The following is a 14646-nucleotide window of genomic DNA, read 5'->3' as shown; positions in this document are numbered from 1 at the left end:
CGATCAGGCAGTCGCCTTGTCGTCCTTCTTAAGACTTGCAGGCGGCCAGTTGTCGAGGCGCATGCCGAGGGACAGACCGCGGGAGGCCAGAACGTCCTTGATTTCAGTCAAGGATTTCTTGCCCAGGTTCGGAGTCTTCAACAGTTCTACTTCGGTACGCTGAATCAGGTCACCGATGTAGTAAATGTTTTCCGCCTTAAGGCAGTTAGCCGAACGTACAGTCAGTTCCAGATCGTCAACCGGGCGAAGCAGGATCGGATCGATCTCGTCTTCCTGCTCGATTACCACTGGTTCACTGTCACCTTTGAGGTCGACGAACGCAGCCAACTGCTGTTGCAGAATGGTTGCAGCGCGACGGATAGCCTCTTCAGGATCCAGAGTACCGTTGGTTTCCAGATCAATAACCAGCTTGTCCAGGTTAGTACGCTGCTCGACACGGGCGTTTTCCACCACGTATGCGATACGGCGAACCGGGCTGAACGAAGAGTCAAGCTGCAAGCGACCAATGCTGCGGCTTTCGTCTTCATCGCTCTGACGCGAGTCGGCCGGTTCATAACCACGACCACGAGCTACGGTGAGCTTCATGTTCAGGGCGCCGTTAGACGCCAGGTTAGCGATTACGTGATCGGGGTTAACGATCTCGACATCATGATCCAGCTGAATATCGGCAGCGGTAACCACCCCCGAACCCTTCTTCGACAAGGTCAGCGTAACTTCGTCACGGCCGTGCAGCTTGATAGCCAGACCTTTAAGGTTCAACAGGATTTCAATTACGTCTTCCTGTACACCTTCGATGGCGCTGTACTCGTGGAGCACACCGTCAATCTCGGCCTCGACTACTGCACAGCCGGGCATTGAGGACAACAGGATGCGGCGCAGCGCGTTGCCCAGGGTGTGGCCAAAACCACGCTCGAGAGGCTCGAGAGTGATCTTGGCGCGGGTTGGACTGACAACCTGCACATCAATGTGGCGGGGTGTCAGGAACTCATTTACCGAAATCTGCATGGATGCACCTATTTTCTAGCCCTTACTTGGAGTAGAGCTCGACAATCAGGCTTTCGTTGATGTCGGCGGACAGATCACTGCGAGCAGGAACGTTCTTGAAAACGCCCGACTTCTTCTCAGTGTCTACTTCTACCCATTCTACGCGGCCACGTTGGGCACACAGATCGAGAGCTTGGACAATGCGAAGTTGGTTTTTTGCTTTCTCGCGAATCGCGACTACGTCACCAGCACGAACCTGGTAGGACGGAACGTTAACGGTTTGGCCGTTTACGCTGACGGATTTGTGCGATACCAGCTGACGGGATTCGGCACGAGTCGAACCAAAGCCCATACGGTATACAACGTTGTCCAGACGGCATTCGAGCAGTTGCAGCAGGTTTTCACCGGTTGCACCTTTCTTGCCAGCAGCTTCTTTGTAGTAGCCGCTGAACTGACGCTCGAGAACGCCGTAGATACGACGGACCTTCTGCTTTTCACGCAGTTGGGTGCCGTAATCGGACTGGCGACCGCGGCGTTGGCCGTGGATACCAGGTGCTGCTTCAATGTTGCACTTCGATTCGATCGCGCGCACGCCGCTCTTCAAGAAGAGATCGGTGCCTTCGCGACGAGCGAGTTTGCATTTTGGACCAATGTAACGAGCCATTCTTTACAATCTCCTGGATTACACGCGGCGCTTCTTCGGCGGACGGCACCCGTTGTGCGGGATTGGCGTCACGTCGGTGATGCTGGCGATCTTATAGCCACAGCCGTTCAAAGCACGGACAGCAGACTCACGACCTGGACCTGGACCTTTGACGTTGACGTCGAGGTTTTTCAGGCCGTATTCCAGCGCAGCTTGACCAGCACGTTCAGCAGCTACTTGAGCAGCAAACGGGGTGGACTTGCGGGAACCGCGGAAACCCGAACCACCAGAGGTAGCCCAAGACAGCGCGTTACCTTGACGGTCGGTGATGGTCACGATGGTATTGTTAAAAGAAGCATGGATGTGGGCGATGCCATCAACCACTGTCTTTTTAACTTTTTTACGAGGACGAGCAGCAGGTTTTGCCATGATAATTTTCCTGTCGATTCGCGTGGGCGATTACTTGCGGATCGGCTTACGCGGACCTTTACGGGTACGCGCGTTAGTCTTGGTACGCTGACCGCGCACTGGAAGACCACGACGATGACGCAGACCACGGTAGCAACCGAGGTCCATCAAACGCTTGATTTTCATGTTGATTTCGCGACGCAGGTCACCTTCAGTGGTGAACTTCGCCACTTCGCCACGCAACAGCTCAATCTGCTCGTCGCTCAGATCTTTAATCTTTGCGGCTGGGTTTACCCCAGTGTCTGCGCAAATTTTCTGCGCAGTAGTGCGACCAACACCATAGATGTAGGTCAGCGAGATAACAGTGTGCTTGTTATCTGGAATGTTAACGCCTGCAATACGGGCCATTCAGTGGGACTCCAATTGACAGCTACCTACGCCCCGGAAGCCAAGAAATAGGGCGCGAGATAATATCGCTGTAATAACAAATAATCAACCCGGCAGCGCACTAGCTGCCGGGCTTCAAGCGGATCACACTCAGCCTTGGCGCTGTTTGTGACGCGGTTCCGCGCTGCAAATTACTCGAACAACACCTTCGCGGCGAATAATCTTGCAGTTACGGCACAGCTTTTTCACCGATGCACGAACTTTCATCACCAACTCCTCGAACCTTATGGGTACTCAGCGCAACATGCCGCTGCCGTAACCCTTCAGGTTGGCTTTCTTCATCAGGGATTCGTACTGGTGCGAAACGAGGTGCGATTGTACTTGGGACATGAAGTCCATCACAACCACGACCACGATCAGCAACGAGGTCCCGCCAAGGTAGAACGGAACGTTTGCTGCAACCACCAGGAACTGGGGAAGCAAGCACACGGCCGTCATATATAGAGCACCGAACAGGGTCAAACGAGTCAGAACACCATCAATGTAGCGTGCAGACTGCTCACCCGGACGGATACCCGGAATAAAGGCACCGGACTTCTTCAGGTTTTCCGCTACGTCTTTCGGATTGAACATCAACGCCGTATAGAAGAAGCAGAAGAAAATAATCCCTGCACTAAACAGCAGAATATTCAACGGCTGACCAGGAGCGATCGACTGAGAGAGGTCCTGCAGCCAGCCCATATTTTCAGACTGACCAAACCAGGTACCCAACGAAGCCGGAAACAGCAAAATGCTGCTCGCGAAAATTGCCGGAATAACACCGGCCATATTCACTTTCAGCGGCAAGTGGCTGGTCTGCGCGGCAAAGACCTTGCGGCCCTGCTGACGCTTGGCGTAGTGAACAGCAATACGACGCTGGCCACGCTCAATGAACACCACAAAACCGATAATCGCTACTGCCAGCAAACCGATGGCAACCAAGGCGAAGATATTAATATCACCCTGACGTGCAGACTCGAAAGACTGCCCAATTGCTCTCGGAAGACCGGCGACGATACCTGCGAAAATCAACATCGAGATACCGTTACCAACACCACGCTCAGTAATCTGCTCACCCAGCCACATCATGAACATCGCACCAGCCACAAAAGTGGATACCGCGACGAAATAGAAGCCAAAGTCACCAGTGAACGCAACACCCTGCCCGGCCAGGCCAACGGACATGCCGATAGCTTGAACCAGAGCGAGGATGACAGTGCCGTAGCGGGTGTACTGGCTAATCTTGCGACGGCCAGCTTCACCTTCCTTCTTCAACTGCTCCAGCTGCGGGCTGACGGCGGTCATCAGTTGCATGATGATCGATGCCGAAATGTACGGCATGATCCCCAACGCAAAGATGCTCATCCGTTCCAGCGCGCCGCCAGAAAACATGTTGAACAAGCTAAGAATGGTCCCCTCATTCTGTCGAAACAGGTCTGCGAGTCGGTCCGGGTTGATACCTGGAACCGGGATGTGTGCGCCTATTCGGTAGACGATAATCGCCAGGAACAGAAAACGCAGACGAGCCCAAAGTTCAGACATACCGCCTTTGCCGAGCGCTGAGAGAGCACCTTGCTTAGCCATTTATTCCTCGAACTTGCCGCCAGCTGCTTCGATAGCCGAACGCGCACCTTTGGTGGCGCCGATTCCCTTGCCGATAGTGACAGCGCGAGTCACTTCACCGGACAGCATGATTTTCACACGCTGTACGTTGACGTTGATCACGTTGGCATCTTTCAGGGTCTGCACAGTAACGATGTCGCCTTCCACTTTAGCCAGCTCAGACAGACGCACTTCTGCGCGGTCCATGGCTTTCAGGGATACGAAACCGAACTTAGGCAGGCGACGATGCAGCGGCTGTTGACCGCCTTCAAAGCCTGGAGCAATGGTACCACCGGAGCGGGAGGTTTGACCTTTGTGGCCACGGCCACCAGTCTTACCCAAACCGCTACCGATACCACGGCCCGGACGATGCTTTTCGCGACGGGAACCCGGCGCTGGACTCAGATCATTGAGCTTCATCGATTAACCCTCTACACGCAGCATGTAGTAAGCCTTGTTGATCATCCCGCGATTCTCGGGAGTATCCTGGACTTCTACAGTGTGACCGATGCGACGCAGACCCAGACCTTTAACGCACAATTTGTGGTTAGGGATGCGGCCGGTCATGCTTTTGATCAGCGTTACTTTAACGGTAGCCATGATCAGAAGATCTCCTTGACAGTCAGACCACGCTTTGCAGCGATGGACTCAGGAGATTGCATAGCTTTCAAACCCTTGAAAGTGGCGTGAACCACGTTTACCGGGTTAGTCGAGCCGTAGCACTTGGCCAGAACGTTCTGAACGCCAGCAACTTCGAGGACAGCACGCATAGCGCCGCCAGCGATGATACCGGTACCTTCAGAAGCAGGTTGCATGTACACCTTCGAAGCGCCATGGGCGGACTTCATTGCGTACTGCAAAGTGGTGCCGTTCAGATCAACTTGGATCATGTTGCGACGAGCAGCTTCCATTGCCTTCTGGATCGCAGCAGGCACTTCACGCGACTTGCCACGGCCGAAGCCAACACGCCCTTTACCATCACCCACCACGGTCAACGCGGTGAAAGTGAAGATACGGCCGCCTTTAACGGTTTTGGCTACGCGGTTAACTTGAACCAGCTTCTCAATGTAGCCTTCGTCGCGCTTTTGGTCGTTATTTGACATAACTTAGAACTCCAGCCCAGCTTCACGAGCAGCATCAGCCAGCGCTTTCACGCGGCCGTGGTACTTGAAGCCAGAGCGGTCGAAAGCCACTTGCGAGACGCCAGCGGCCTTAGCACGCGTAGCGACCAGCTGGCCAACCTTAGTGGCCGCGTCGATGTTGCCGGTGGCACCATCACGCAGTTCTTTATCCAAAGTCGAGGCGCTTGCCAAGACTTGGTTGCCGTCGGCCGAGATGACCTGGGCGTAGATGTGCTGCGACGAGCGGTACACGCAGAGACGCACGACTTCGAGTTCGTGCATTTTCAGGCGTGCTTTGCGAGCGCGACGCAGTCGAGTAACTTTTTTGTCGGTCATTTGCTATGCCCTACTTCTTCTTGGCTTCTTTACGACGGACGACTTCGTCCGCGTAGCGCACACCTTTGCCTTTGTACGGCTCTGGTGGACGGAAGTCGCGGATCTCAGCGGCCACCTGACCTACCAGCTGCTTATCAATACCCTTGATCAGGATATCGGTTTGGCTAGGGGTCTCAGCGGTGATGCCTTCCGGCAGTTCGTAATCCACTGGGTGCGAGAAGCCAAGGGCCAGGTTCAAAACCGTGCCTTTTGCTTGCGCTTTGTAACCAACACCGACCAGCTGGAGCTTACGCTCGAAGCCTTGGCTTACGCCTTGGACCATGTTGTTTACCAACGCACGCGTGGTACCGGCCATTGCGCGAGTTTGTTGATCGCCATTGCGAGCAGCGAAACGCAGCTCACCAGCTTCTTCAACGATCTCAACGGACGAATGGATGTTCAGTTCAAGAGTGCCCTTGGCACCCTTCACCGAAAGCTGTTGGCCTGCGAATTTGACTTCGACACCGGCTGGCAGCTTAACGGGGTTCTTAGCGACGCGAGACATGCTTATCCCCCCTTAGAACACAGTGCAAAGAACTTCGCCGCCGACACCGGCAGCGCGCGCAGCACGATCCGTCATCACACCTTTGTTGGTGGAGACGATAGACACGCCCAGACCGCCACGAACTTTCGGCAGATCTTCAGCGGACTTGTACTGACGCAGGCCTGGACGGCTAACGCGCTTCACTTCCTCGATGACCGAACGGCCTTCGAAGTACTTCAGCTCGATGGACAGCAGTGGTTTTGTTTCGCTGCTGATCTGATAACCCGCAATGTAGCCTTCGTCTTTCAGGACTTTGGCAACAGCTACCTTCAACTTGGAAGATGGCATGCTTACGACGGACTTTTCAGCCATCTGGGCATTACGGATACGAGTTAGCATGTCCGCTAACGGGTCCTGCATACTCATGGGCTAGACGCTCCTAATACAAAAAAATTAGCCTTGCGGCTACATATGTCGCCGAGAATCTCCGGGCATAAAAAACACGGGCTCAGGCGAGCCGCGTATTTTAGACATACTCCAGAAATGAAACAAGCCCCAAAAGGGGCTTGATCCAGATTCAAGGCCACCGGCGGTCAGTATCTTGCGATTCTGCCCACCGGGACGCTGAAAGTACTTACCAGCTGGCTTTAACCAGACCTGGTACGTCACCACGCATTGCCGCTTCACGCAGTTTGTTACGGCCGAGGCCGAACTTGCGGTAAACGCCGTGTGGACGACCGGTCAGGCGGCAGCGGTTACGCATGCGCGAAGCGCTTGCGTCACGTGGCTGCTTCTGCAGAGCTACTGTCGCTTCCCAACGCGCTTCTGGACTTGCGTTCAGATCAACGATGATTGCTTTCAGTGCTGCACGCTTTTTGGCGTACTTGGCAACCGTGAGCTGACGCTTCAGCTCGCGGTTTTTCATGCTCATCTTGGCCATGGTCCTACTCCAATCAGTTGCGGAACGGGAATTTGAAAGCACGCAACAGGGCGCGACCTTCATCATCGTTCTTGGCAGTGGTGGTCAGGGTGATGTCCAGACCGCGGAGAGCATCGATCTTGTCGTAGTCGATTTCCGGGAAGATGATCTGCTCTTTCACGCCCATGCTGTAGTTACCACGACCATCGAAGGACTTGGCATTCAGGCCGCGGAAGTCGCGAACCCGAGGCAGGGAGATCGACAGCAGACGATCCAGGAATTCGTACATACGCTCACGGCGCAGAGTCACTTTGACGCCGATCGGCCAACCTTCACGGACTTTAAAGCCAGCGATGGATTTCCGAGCGTAAGTCACAACGACTTTTTGGCCGGTGATCTTTTCCAGGTCAGCTACAGCGTGCTCGATGACTTTTTTGTCGCCGACCGCTTCGCCCAGACCCATGTTCAGGGTGATTTTGGTAACGCGTGGAACTTCCATCACGTTCGAAAGCTTAAGTTCTTCCTTAAGTTTCGGTGCGATTTCTTTCCAGTAAATCTCTTTTAGTCGTGCCATGGTCTTCTACCTAGCAGTGTTCAAGCATCAACCGCTTTTTGGGTCGACTTGAAGACACGAATTTTCTTGCCATCTTCTACTTTGAAACCAACGCGGTCAGCCTTGTTGGTTTCGCCATTGAAAATAGCGACGTTAGAAGCGTCCAGTGGAGCTTCTTTTTCGACGATACCGCCTTGTACGCCCGACATCGGGTTAGGCTTGGTATGACGCTTAACCAGGTTCAGACCACCGATAACCAGACGGTTATTGGCGAGAACCTTAAGCACCTTACCGCGCTTACCTTTGTCTTTGCCGGCGATCACGATGATCTCGTCGTCACGACGAATCTTTTGCATGTCGGATCTCCTTACAGCACTTCTGGGGCGAGCGAGACGATCTTCATGAACTTCTCAGTACGAAGTTCACGGGTCACTGGCCCAAAGATACGGGTGCCGATCGGCTCTTGCTTGTTGTTCAGAAGAACAGCAGCGTTGCCATCAAAGCGGATAATGGAGCCATCAGCACGACGTACGCCGTGACGAGTGCGGACTACAACAGCAGTCATCACTTGGCCTTTTTTCACTTTACCGCGAGGAATTGCTTCCTTCACGGTAACTTTGATGATGTCACCGATACCAGCGTAACGACGATGGGAGCCACCCAGCACCTTGATGCACATAACACGGCGAGCGCCGCTGTTATCGGCCACATCGAGCATGGATTGAGTCTGAATCATATAATTTCTCCGACCCCTAGTCCTTAGACTTCCACAGCGCGTTCGAGAACATCAACCAGTGCCCAAGACTTGGTCTTGGCCAGCGGACGAGTTTCACGAATAGTGACTTTGTCGCCGATGTGGCACTGATTGGTTTCGTCGTGCGCGTGCAGCTTAGTCGAACGCTTAACATATTTACCGTAGATCGGGTGCTTAACGCGACGCTCGATCAAAACGGTGATGGTTTTGTCCATCTTGTCGCTGACAACACGGCCAGTCAGCGTACGGACAGTCTTTTCGGCTTCAGCCATGATCACTTACCTGCCTGCTGGTTAAGCACAGTCTTCACGCGAGCGATGTCACGCTTAACTTGCGAGAGCAGATGAGACTGCCCCAACTGGCCAGTTGCTTTCTGCATACGCAGATTGAACTGGTCGCGCAGCAAGCCGAGCAATTGCTCGTTCAGCTGCTGTGCGGATTTTTCACGAAGTTCATTCGCTTTCATCACATCACCGTCCGTTTAACAAAGGAGGTGGCGAGCGGCAGCTTTGCAGCAGCCAGGGCGAAAGCCTCACGCGCCAGCTCTTCAGTAACACCCTCGATTTCATACAGGACTTTGCCTGGCTGAATCTGGGCAACCCAATATTCCACGTTACCCTTACCTTTACCCATACGAACTTCGAGGGGCTTTTTGGAGATAGGCTTGTCCGGGAATACACGGATCCAGATCTTGCCGCCACGTTTAACGTGACGGGTCAGTGCACGACGCGCTGACTCGATCTGACGAGCGGTGAGACGACCACGAGCTACAGACTTCAGCGCGAACTCGCCGAAGCTGACTTTGCTACCGCGCTGAGCCAGACCACGGTTGTGGCCTGTCATCTGCTTGCGGAACTTCGTACGCTTAGGTTGCAACATTTGGCGTACCCCTTACTTAGCAGCTTTTTTACGAGGCGCTGGTGCTTGCGGTTTCAGTTCTTCTTGGCGACCACCAATTACTTCGCCTTTGAAGATCCAAACCTTTACACCGATCACACCGTAAGTGGTGTGAGCTTCGTAGTTGGCATAGTCGATGTCGGCACGCAGGGTGTGCAGTGGCACACGACCTTCGCGATACCATTCAGTACGTGCGATTTCAGCACCGCCGAGACGACCGCTCACTTGGATTTTGATGCCTTTGGCACCAATGCGCATGGCGTTCTGTACAGCGCGCTTCATAGCGCGACGGAACATTACGCGACGCTCCAGCTGCTGAGCTACGCTCTGCGCAACCAGCATACCGTCGAGTTCCGGCTTGCGGATCTCTTCGATATTGATGTGCACAGGCACACCCATTTGCTTGGTCAGGTCCTGACGCAGTTTCTCAACATCTTCACCTTTCTTCCCGATAACGATACCTGGACGAGCGGTGTGGATGGTGATACGTGCAGTTTGTGCCGGACGATGGATATCGATACGGCTTACGGACGCGCTTTTTAGTTTGTCTTGGAGATACTCACGCACCTTCAGATCAGCGAACAAGTAGTCCGCATAAGTCCGACCGTCTGCGTACCAGACGGAGGTGTGCTCCTTGACGATTCCCAGGCGAATGCCAATGGGATGTACTTTCTGACCCATCTCTTCGACTCCGTTACTTGTCAGCAACCTTGACAGTGATATGGCAAGACCGCTTGACGATGCGATCAGCACGGCCTTTGGCACGTGGCATGATGCGCTTCAGCGAACGCCCTTCGTTGACGAAAACGGTGCTGACCTTCAGGTCATCAACGTCTGCGCCTTCGTTATGCTCGGCGTTGGCTACGGCCGACTCCAGCACTTTCTTCATGATCTCGGCGGCTTTCTTACTGCTGAAAGCCAACAGGTTGAGCGCTTCGCCCACCTTCTTCCCGCGGATCTGGTCGGCGACCAAGCGGGCTTTCTGGGCGGAGATTCGAGCGCCCGACAACTTAGCGGCTACTTCCATTTCCTAACCCCTTAACGCTTGGCTTTCTTGTCTGCCACGTGCCCACGATAAGTGCGGGTACCGGCAAACTCGCCCAGTTTGTGGCCGACCATGTCTTCGTTAACGAGAACTGGGACGTGTTGACGACCGTTGTGTACTGCGATGGTCAGACCGACCATTTGTGGCAGGATCATCGAACGACGCGACCAGGTTTTAACTGGTTTGCGATCGTTCTTTTCCGCCGCCACTTCGATCTTCTTCAGTAGGTGAAGATCAATAAAAGGACCTTTTTTCAGAGAACGTGGCACTGTCGTATCCCTCTATTTACTTGCGACGACGGACGATCATTTTGTCGGTACGCTTATTACCACGAGTCTTCGCGCCCTTAGTCGGGAAGCCCCATGGCGATACCGGATGACGACCACCAGAGGTACGACCTTCACCACCACCGTGTGGGTGGTCAACCGGGTTCATGGCAACACCACGAACGGTTGGGCGAACGCCACGCCAGCGTTTGGCACCAGCTTTACCCAGCGAACGCAGGCTGTGCTCGGAGTTCGAGACTTCACCCAGGGTCGCGCGGCATTCAGCCAGCACTTTACGCATCTCACCAGAACGCAGACGCAGGGTCACGTAGACACCTTCACGAGCGATCAGCTGAGCCGAAGCACCAGCGGAACGAGCGATTTGCGCGCCTTTACCTGGCTTCAATTCGATGCCGTGTACGGTGCTACCAACTGGAATGTTACGCAGTTGCAGAGCGTTGCCCGGCTTGATCGGTGCCAGAGCACCTGCGATCAGCTGGTCGCCAGCGCTCACGCCTTTAGGGGCGATGATGTAGCGACGCTCGCCATCTGCGTACAGCAGCAGAGCGATGTGAGCAGTACGGTTTGGATCGTATTCGATACGCTCGACAGTGGCAGCGATGCCATCTTTGTCGTTGCGACGGAAGTCGACCAGACGATAATGCTGCTTATGGCCACCACCGATGTGACGAGTGGTAATACGACCATTGTTGTTACGACCACCAGTCTTCGATTTTTTCTCGAGCAGCGGTGCGTGAGGAGCGCCTTTATGCAGCTCCTGGTTGACCACCTTGACCACAAAACGGCGGCCAGGGGAAGTCGGTTTGCATTTAACGATTGCCATGATGCACCCCTTCCTTACTCAGCACTGCTGCTGAAATCGAGATCTTGGCCTGGCTGAAGGGAGATAACTGCCTTCTTCCAGTCATTACGCTTGCCCAGACCGCGAGCAGTGCGCTTGCTCTTACCCAGAACATTCAGGGTAGTAACACGCTCTACTTTCACGCTGAACAGGCTTTCGACGGCCTTCTTGATTTCCAGCTTGGTTGCGTCAGTTGCAACCTTGAAAACGAACTGGCCTTTCTTGTCAGCCAGAACCGTAGCCTTTTCGGAAACGTGCGGGCCAAGCAGAACTTTAAATACGCGTTCCTGGTTCATCCCAGCAGCTCCTCGAATTTCTTCACGGCCGACACGGTGATCAACACCTTGTCGTATGCGATCAGACTAACTGGATCGGAACCTTGCACGTCACGGACATCAACGTGTGGCAGGTTGCGAGCAGCCAGGTACAGGTTCTGATCAACAGCTTCAGACACGATCAAAACGTCGGTCAGGCTCATGTTGTTCAGTTTGCCCAGCAGATCTTTGGTTTTTGGACTTTCAACAGCGAAGTCCTGAACCACGACCAGACGATCAGTACGCACGAGTTCAGCAAGGATGGAGCGCAGTGCTGCGCGATACATCTTCTTGTTGAGCTTCTGCGAGTGATCCTGCGGACGAGCTGCGAAAGTGGTACCGCCGCCGCGCCAGATTGGGCTACGGATAGTACCGGCACGAGCACGGCCAGTACCTTTCTGACGCCAAGGGCGCTTACCGCCACCACGAACGTCGGAACGGGTCTTTTGCTGCTTGCTACCTTGACGGCCGCCGGCCATGTAGGCCACGACTGCTTGGTGAACCAGCGTCTCGTTGAACTCGCCGCCAAACGTCAGTTCGGAAACTTCGATCGCTTGAGCGTCATTTACATTTAATTGCATGTCAGCTTCCCCTTAACCGCGAGCCTTGGCCGCTGGACGTACAACCAGGTTGCCGCCAGTAGCGCCAGGAACAGCACCCTTGACCAACAACAGATTGCGTTCAGCGTCGACGCGCACTACTTCGAGGGACTGCACGGTCACGCGCTCAGCGCCCATATGACCGGACATTTTTTTGCCCTTGAATACACGACCAGGAGTCTGGCACTGGCCAATAGAGCCCGGGACGCGGTGGGAAACGGAGTTACCGTGAGTGTTATCTTGGCCACGGAAATTCCAACGCTTGATCGTACCCTGGAAGCCTTTACCCTTGGACTGACCGGTTACATCAACCAGTTGACCAGCGGCGAAGATTTCAGCGTTGATCAGATCGCCAGCCTGGTAGTCGCCATCTTCAAGACGGAACTCCATAACAGTACGACCAGCTGCAACGTTTGCTTTAGCGAAGTGACCAGCTTGAGCAGCAGTCACGCGCGAAGCACGACGCTCGCCGACAGTGACTTGCACTGCACGATAGCCATCGGTCTCTTCAGTTTTGAACTGGGTGACGCGATTCGGTTCGATCTCAATGACCGTGACCGGAATGGAGACACCTTCTTCGGTGAAAATACGGGTCATACCGCATTTACGACCGACTACACCAATAGTCATGTTGTAAACCTCATGAGTGTACGGGGCTTTCACCCGCTATGGCCGCCCATTTCAGAGCGTTACACGACTAAGACCCAAGTCTTAGCCGAGGCTGATCTGTACTTCCACACCGGCCGCCAGATCAAGCTTCATAAGTGCATCAACGGTTTTATCCGTTGGCTGGACGATGTCCAGTACGCGCTTATGAGTACGGATCTCGTACTGGTCACGCGCGTCTTTGTTGACGTGCGGGGAGACCAGAACGGTGAACCGCTCTTTACGGGTAGGCAGTGGAATTGGACCACGCACTTGAGCACCAGTACGTTTCGCGGTTTCCACGATTTCCTGGGTGGATTGGTCGATCAGGCGATGGTCAAAAGCCTTCAACCTGATACGGATTTGCTGATTTTGCATTGGATTTCAGACTCCGGCTGCTATTCCCAGCGAGCGCAATACGCCCGTTAAAAGGAGGCGCAATTCTATAGACGCCCCAGATGGGTGTCAACCCAATAAAAAAGGCCCCCGCTAAGCGGGGGCCTTCTCAAAAAAACCGAGCTATCTCAGAAGAGATAATTACTCGATGATTTTAGCTACAACACCAGCACCAACGGTACGGCCGCCTTCGCGAATAGCGAAACGCAGACCGTCTTCCATTGCGATGGTTTTGATCAGGGTAACAACCATTTTGATGTTGTCGCCCGGCATTACCATCTCAACGCCTTCCGGCAGTTCGCAGTTACCAGTCACGTCAGTAGTACGGAAGTAGAACTGTGGGCGGTAGCCTTTGAAGAACGGAGTGTGACGACCGCCTTCTTCTTTGCTCAGCACGTACACTTCAGCTTCGAACTTGGTGTGCGGCTTAACCGAACCCGGCTTAACCAGAACCTGGCCACGCTCAACGTCGTCACGCTTGGTACCACGCAGCAGAACGCCGCAGTTCTCGCCAGCACGACCTTCGTCGAGCAGTTTACGGAACATTTCAACACCGGTGCAGGTGGTGACGGTAGTGTCACGCAGACCAACGATTTCCAGTGGATCTTGAACCTTAACGATACCGCGCTCGATACGACCAGTTACAACAGTACCGCGACCGGAGATCGAGAATACGTCTTCGATTGGCATCAGGAACGGCTTGTCGATAACACGAACTGGATCTGGGATGTAGCTGTCCAGAGTCTCAACCAGTTTACGGACGGACGTAGTGCCCATTTCGTTGTCGTCTTTGCCTTCCAGAGCCATACGAGCAGAACCGATGATGATCGGAGTGTCGTCACCTGGGAAGTCGTAAGTGCTCAGCAGATCGCGCACTTCCATCTCAACCAGTTCCAGCAGCTCAGCGTCGTCTACCAGGTCAGCCTTGTTCAGGTAAACCACGATGTACGGAACGCCTACCTGACGGGACAGCAGGATGTGCTCACGGGTTTGTGGCATCGGACCATCAGCGGCCGAGCAAACCAGGATTGCGCCGTCCATCTGAGCAGCACCGGTGATCATGTTCTTCACATAGTCAGCGTGACCTGGGCAGTCAACGTGAGCGTAGTGACGGATCAGCGAGTTGTATTCAACGTGCGCAGTGTTGATGGTGATACCACGAGCTTTTTCTTCTGGTGCGCTGTCGATTTTATCGAAATCAACGATTGCGGAACCGAAAACTTCGGAGCAAACGCGAGTCAGAGCAGCAGTCAGAGTGGTTTTACCGTGGTCAACGTGACCGATGGTGCCAACGTTGACGTGCGGTAGGGAACGATCAAATTTTTCTTTAGCCACGACAATTAACTCCTTGCC

28 protein-coding genes are annotated in these 14646 nt (G+C 54.1%); all 28 read right to left on the bottom strand.

What is annotated here, in order from left to right; genetic code table 11:
• Positions 1-3: 3 nt before the first annotated feature.
• Entirely contained in the window at positions 4-1005 is a 1002-nt protein-coding gene (locus tag BFL40_RS18885) for a DNA-directed RNA polymerase subunit alpha (RefSeq protein ID WP_003176403.1), read from the bottom strand.
• 22 nt (positions 1006-1027) lie between these two features.
• The gene (rpsD, locus tag BFL40_RS18880; RefSeq protein ID WP_003210056.1) at positions 1028-1648 is read right to left on the bottom strand and encodes a 30S ribosomal protein S4; all 621 of its coding nucleotides are present in this window, start codon (positions 1646-1648) and stop codon (positions 1028-1030) included.
• 18 nt (positions 1649-1666) lie between these two features.
• Positions 1667-2056 (bottom strand): 30S ribosomal protein S11, encoded by a 390-nt coding sequence (gene rpsK / locus BFL40_RS18875; protein ID WP_002555466.1) that lies wholly within the window; start codon positions 2054-2056, stop codon positions 1667-1669.
• A gap of 30 nt (positions 2057-2086) precedes the next feature.
• Positions 2087-2443 carry a 30S ribosomal protein S13 gene (rpsM, locus tag BFL40_RS18870; protein WP_003210063.1) on the bottom strand — a complete coding sequence of 119 codons (357 nt, stop codon included), beginning with the start codon at positions 2441-2443 and terminating at the stop codon, positions 2087-2089.
• A 129-nt stretch (positions 2444-2572) separates the two neighbouring features.
• Positions 2573-2689: a 50S ribosomal protein L36 gene (gene rpmJ, locus BFL40_RS18865; protein WP_002555468.1), complete on the bottom strand. Its 117-nt coding sequence runs from the start codon at positions 2687-2689 to the stop codon at positions 2573-2575.
• Positions 2690-2716: 27 nt separating this feature from the next.
• Positions 2717-4045 (bottom strand): preprotein translocase subunit SecY, encoded by a 1329-nt coding sequence (gene secY, locus BFL40_RS18860; RefSeq protein WP_071485371.1) that lies wholly within the window; start codon positions 4043-4045, stop codon positions 2717-2719.
• Entirely contained in the window at positions 4046-4483 is a 438-nt protein-coding gene (gene rplO / locus BFL40_RS18855) for a 50S ribosomal protein L15 (RefSeq protein WP_003176407.1), read from the bottom strand. It lies immediately after the preceding gene.
• 3 nt (positions 4484-4486) lie between these two features.
• On the bottom strand, positions 4487-4663 hold the full coding sequence (rpmD, locus tag BFL40_RS18850) for a 50S ribosomal protein L30 (RefSeq protein WP_003176408.1): 177 nt from the start codon (positions 4661-4663) through the stop codon (positions 4487-4489).
• 2 nt (positions 4664-4665) lie between these two features.
• Entirely contained in the window at positions 4666-5166 is a 501-nt protein-coding gene (gene rpsE, locus BFL40_RS18845) for a 30S ribosomal protein S5 (protein WP_003176409.1), read from the bottom strand.
• 3 nt (positions 5167-5169) lie between these two features.
• Complete coding sequence (rplR, locus tag BFL40_RS18840) at positions 5170-5520, bottom strand: 50S ribosomal protein L18 (RefSeq protein ID WP_003176410.1); 351 nt, start codon at positions 5518-5520, stop codon at positions 5170-5172.
• Positions 5521-5530: 10 nt separating this feature from the next.
• Positions 5531-6064 (bottom strand): 50S ribosomal protein L6, encoded by a 534-nt coding sequence (gene rplF / locus BFL40_RS18835; protein WP_003176412.1) that lies wholly within the window; start codon positions 6062-6064, stop codon positions 5531-5533.
• Between the two features lie 12 nt (positions 6065-6076).
• Complete coding sequence (gene rpsH / locus BFL40_RS18830) at positions 6077-6469, bottom strand: 30S ribosomal protein S8 (RefSeq protein WP_010566853.1); 393 nt, start codon at positions 6467-6469, stop codon at positions 6077-6079.
• Between the two features lie 208 nt (positions 6470-6677).
• Positions 6678-6983, bottom strand: coding sequence for a 30S ribosomal protein S14 (gene rpsN, locus BFL40_RS18825; protein WP_003176414.1), 306 nt, complete (start codon positions 6981-6983; stop codon positions 6678-6680).
• Between the two features lie 13 nt (positions 6984-6996).
• On the bottom strand, positions 6997-7536 hold the full coding sequence (gene rplE, locus BFL40_RS18820; RefSeq protein ID WP_003176415.1) for a 50S ribosomal protein L5: 540 nt from the start codon (positions 7534-7536) through the stop codon (positions 6997-6999).
• Between the two features lie 20 nt (positions 7537-7556).
• Positions 7557-7871, bottom strand: coding sequence for a 50S ribosomal protein L24 (rplX, locus tag BFL40_RS18815; protein ID WP_003176416.1), 315 nt, complete (start codon positions 7869-7871; stop codon positions 7557-7559).
• Positions 7872-7882: 11 nt separating this feature from the next.
• Positions 7883-8251, bottom strand: a complete 369-nt coding sequence (gene rplN / locus BFL40_RS18810) for a 50S ribosomal protein L14 (protein ID WP_002555479.1) — start codon at positions 8249-8251, stop codon at positions 7883-7885.
• Between the two features lie 23 nt (positions 8252-8274).
• Positions 8275-8541: a 30S ribosomal protein S17 gene (rpsQ, locus tag BFL40_RS18805; RefSeq protein ID WP_003176419.1), complete on the bottom strand. Its 267-nt coding sequence runs from the start codon at positions 8539-8541 to the stop codon at positions 8275-8277.
• A gap of 2 nt (positions 8542-8543) precedes the next feature.
• Positions 8544-8735 carry a 50S ribosomal protein L29 gene (gene rpmC / locus BFL40_RS18800; RefSeq protein ID WP_002555481.1) on the bottom strand — a complete coding sequence of 64 codons (192 nt, stop codon included), beginning with the start codon at positions 8733-8735 and terminating at the stop codon, positions 8544-8546.
• Positions 8735-9148, bottom strand: coding sequence for a 50S ribosomal protein L16 (rplP, locus tag BFL40_RS18795; RefSeq protein ID WP_017736665.1), 414 nt, complete (start codon positions 9146-9148; stop codon positions 8735-8737). The genes rpmC and rplP overlap by 1 nt, the downstream gene beginning before the upstream one ends.
• A gap of 12 nt (positions 9149-9160) precedes the next feature.
• Entirely contained in the window at positions 9161-9847 is a 687-nt protein-coding gene (rpsC, locus tag BFL40_RS18790; RefSeq protein ID WP_003176422.1) for a 30S ribosomal protein S3, read from the bottom strand.
• A gap of 13 nt (positions 9848-9860) precedes the next feature.
• The gene (gene rplV / locus BFL40_RS18785) at positions 9861-10193 is read right to left on the bottom strand and encodes a 50S ribosomal protein L22 (RefSeq protein ID WP_003103908.1); all 333 of its coding nucleotides are present in this window, start codon (positions 10191-10193) and stop codon (positions 9861-9863) included.
• 11 nt (positions 10194-10204) lie between these two features.
• On the bottom strand, positions 10205-10480 hold the full coding sequence (rpsS, locus tag BFL40_RS18780) for a 30S ribosomal protein S19 (protein ID WP_002555486.1): 276 nt from the start codon (positions 10478-10480) through the stop codon (positions 10205-10207).
• A gap of 16 nt (positions 10481-10496) precedes the next feature.
• Positions 10497-11321, bottom strand: coding sequence for a 50S ribosomal protein L2 (gene rplB / locus BFL40_RS18775; RefSeq protein ID WP_003210080.1), 825 nt, complete (start codon positions 11319-11321; stop codon positions 10497-10499).
• 14 nt (positions 11322-11335) lie between these two features.
• The gene (gene rplW / locus BFL40_RS18770; protein ID WP_002555488.1) at positions 11336-11635 is read right to left on the bottom strand and encodes a 50S ribosomal protein L23; all 300 of its coding nucleotides are present in this window, start codon (positions 11633-11635) and stop codon (positions 11336-11338) included.
• Positions 11632-12234 carry a 50S ribosomal protein L4 gene (gene rplD / locus BFL40_RS18765; RefSeq protein ID WP_003176424.1) on the bottom strand — a complete coding sequence of 201 codons (603 nt, stop codon included), beginning with the start codon at positions 12232-12234 and terminating at the stop codon, positions 11632-11634. Before rplD ends, rplW begins: the two co-directional genes overlap by 4 nt.
• 12 nt (positions 12235-12246) lie before the next feature.
• Positions 12247-12882, bottom strand: a complete 636-nt coding sequence (gene rplC, locus BFL40_RS18760) for a 50S ribosomal protein L3 (protein ID WP_003194649.1) — start codon at positions 12880-12882, stop codon at positions 12247-12249.
• An 81-nt stretch (positions 12883-12963) separates the two neighbouring features.
• Positions 12964-13275, bottom strand: a complete 312-nt coding sequence (rpsJ, locus tag BFL40_RS18755) for a 30S ribosomal protein S10 (RefSeq protein WP_003186070.1) — start codon at positions 13273-13275, stop codon at positions 12964-12966.
• A 159-nt stretch (positions 13276-13434) separates the two neighbouring features.
• Entirely contained in the window at positions 13435-14628 is a 1194-nt protein-coding gene (gene tuf / locus BFL40_RS18750; protein ID WP_003176426.1) for an elongation factor Tu, read from the bottom strand.
• Positions 14629-14646 lie beyond the last annotated feature (18 nt).

It is taken from the genome of Pseudomonas costantinii (assembly GCF_001870435.1).
Classification (GTDB): domain Bacteria; phylum Pseudomonadota; class Gammaproteobacteria; order Pseudomonadales; family Pseudomonadaceae; genus Aquipseudomonas; species Aquipseudomonas costantinii.
This window is presented reverse-complemented; position numbering and strand designations above follow the sequence as displayed.

What these genes read in the sequence shown, in the direction of transcription:
- rpsE (WP_003176409.1), bottom strand. Translation starts at nt 5,166, where the DNA reads ATGTCAAATAACGACCAAAAGCGCGACGAAGGCTACATTGAGAAGCTG.
- rpsQ (WP_003176419.1), bottom strand. Translation starts at nt 8,541, where the DNA reads ATGGCTGAAGCCGAAAAGACTGTCCGTACGCTGACTGGCCGTGTTGTC.
- rpsD (WP_003210056.1), bottom strand. Translation starts at nt 1,648, where the DNA reads ATGGCTCGTTACATTGGTCCAAAATGCAAACTCGCTCGTCGCGAAGGC.
- rplF (WP_003176412.1), bottom strand. Translation starts at nt 6,064, where the DNA reads ATGTCTCGCGTCGCTAAGAACCCCGTTAAGCTGCCAGCCGGTGTCGAA.
- rplC (WP_003194649.1), bottom strand. Translation starts at nt 12,882, where the DNA reads ATGACTATTGGTGTAGTCGGTCGTAAATGCGGTATGACCCGTATTTTC.
- rplX (WP_003176416.1), bottom strand. Translation starts at nt 7,871, where the DNA reads ATGCAAAAGATTCGTCGTGACGACGAGATCATCGTGATCGCCGGCAAA.
- secY (WP_071485371.1), bottom strand. Translation starts at nt 4,045, where the DNA reads ATGGCTAAGCAAGGTGCTCTCTCAGCGCTCGGCAAAGGCGGTATGTCT.
- rpmC (WP_002555481.1), bottom strand. Translation starts at nt 8,735, where the DNA reads ATGAAAGCGAATGAACTTCGTGAAAAATCCGCACAGCAGCTGAACGAG.
- BFL40_RS18885 (WP_003176403.1), bottom strand. Translation starts at nt 1,005, where the DNA reads ATGCAGATTTCGGTAAATGAGTTCCTGACACCCCGCCACATTGATGTG.
- rplW (WP_002555488.1), bottom strand. Translation starts at nt 11,635, where the DNA reads ATGAACCAGGAACGCGTATTTAAAGTTCTGCTTGGCCCGCACGTTTCC.
- rpsN (WP_003176414.1), bottom strand. Translation starts at nt 6,983, where the DNA reads ATGGCCAAGATGAGCATGAAAAACCGCGAGCTGAAGCGTCAGCTCACG.
- rplR (WP_003176410.1), bottom strand. Translation starts at nt 5,520, where the DNA reads ATGACCGACAAAAAAGTTACTCGACTGCGTCGCGCTCGCAAAGCACGC.
- rpsC (WP_003176422.1), bottom strand. Translation starts at nt 9,847, where the DNA reads ATGGGTCAGAAAGTACATCCCATTGGCATTCGCCTGGGAATCGTCAAG.
- rplB (WP_003210080.1), bottom strand. Translation starts at nt 11,321, where the DNA reads ATGGCAATCGTTAAATGCAAACCGACTTCCCCTGGCCGCCGTTTTGTG.
- rpsM (WP_003210063.1), bottom strand. Translation starts at nt 2,443, where the DNA reads ATGGCCCGTATTGCAGGCGTTAACATTCCAGATAACAAGCACACTGTT.
- rpmJ (WP_002555468.1), bottom strand. Translation starts at nt 2,689, where the DNA reads ATGAAAGTTCGTGCATCGGTGAAAAAGCTGTGCCGTAACTGCAAGATT.
- rplO (WP_003176407.1), bottom strand. Translation starts at nt 4,483, where the DNA reads ATGAAGCTCAATGATCTGAGTCCAGCGCCGGGTTCCCGTCGCGAAAAG.
- rpsJ (WP_003186070.1), bottom strand. Translation starts at nt 13,275, where the DNA reads ATGCAAAATCAGCAAATCCGTATCAGGTTGAAGGCTTTTGACCATCGC.
- rpmD (WP_003176408.1), bottom strand. Translation starts at nt 4,663, where the DNA reads ATGGCTACCGTTAAAGTAACGCTGATCAAAAGCATGACCGGCCGCATC.
- rplV (WP_003103908.1), bottom strand. Translation starts at nt 10,193, where the DNA reads ATGGAAGTAGCCGCTAAGTTGTCGGGCGCTCGAATCTCCGCCCAGAAA.
- rpsH (WP_010566853.1), bottom strand. Translation starts at nt 6,469, where the DNA reads ATGAGTATGCAGGACCCGTTAGCGGACATGCTAACTCGTATCCGTAAT.
- rplN (WP_002555479.1), bottom strand. Translation starts at nt 8,251, where the DNA reads ATGATTCAGACTCAATCCATGCTCGATGTGGCCGATAACAGCGGCGCT.
- rplP (WP_017736665.1), bottom strand. Translation starts at nt 9,148, where the DNA reads ATGTTGCAACCTAAGCGTACGAAGTTCCGCAAGCAGATGACAGGCCAC.
- rplE (WP_003176415.1), bottom strand. Translation starts at nt 7,536, where the DNA reads ATGGCACGACTAAAAGAGATTTACTGGAAAGAAATCGCACCGAAACTT.
- rpsK (WP_002555466.1), bottom strand. Translation starts at nt 2,056, where the DNA reads ATGGCAAAACCTGCTGCTCGTCCTCGTAAAAAAGTTAAAAAGACAGTG.
- rplD (WP_003176424.1), bottom strand. Translation starts at nt 12,234, where the DNA reads ATGCAATTAAATGTAAATGACGCTCAAGCGATCGAAGTTTCCGAACTG.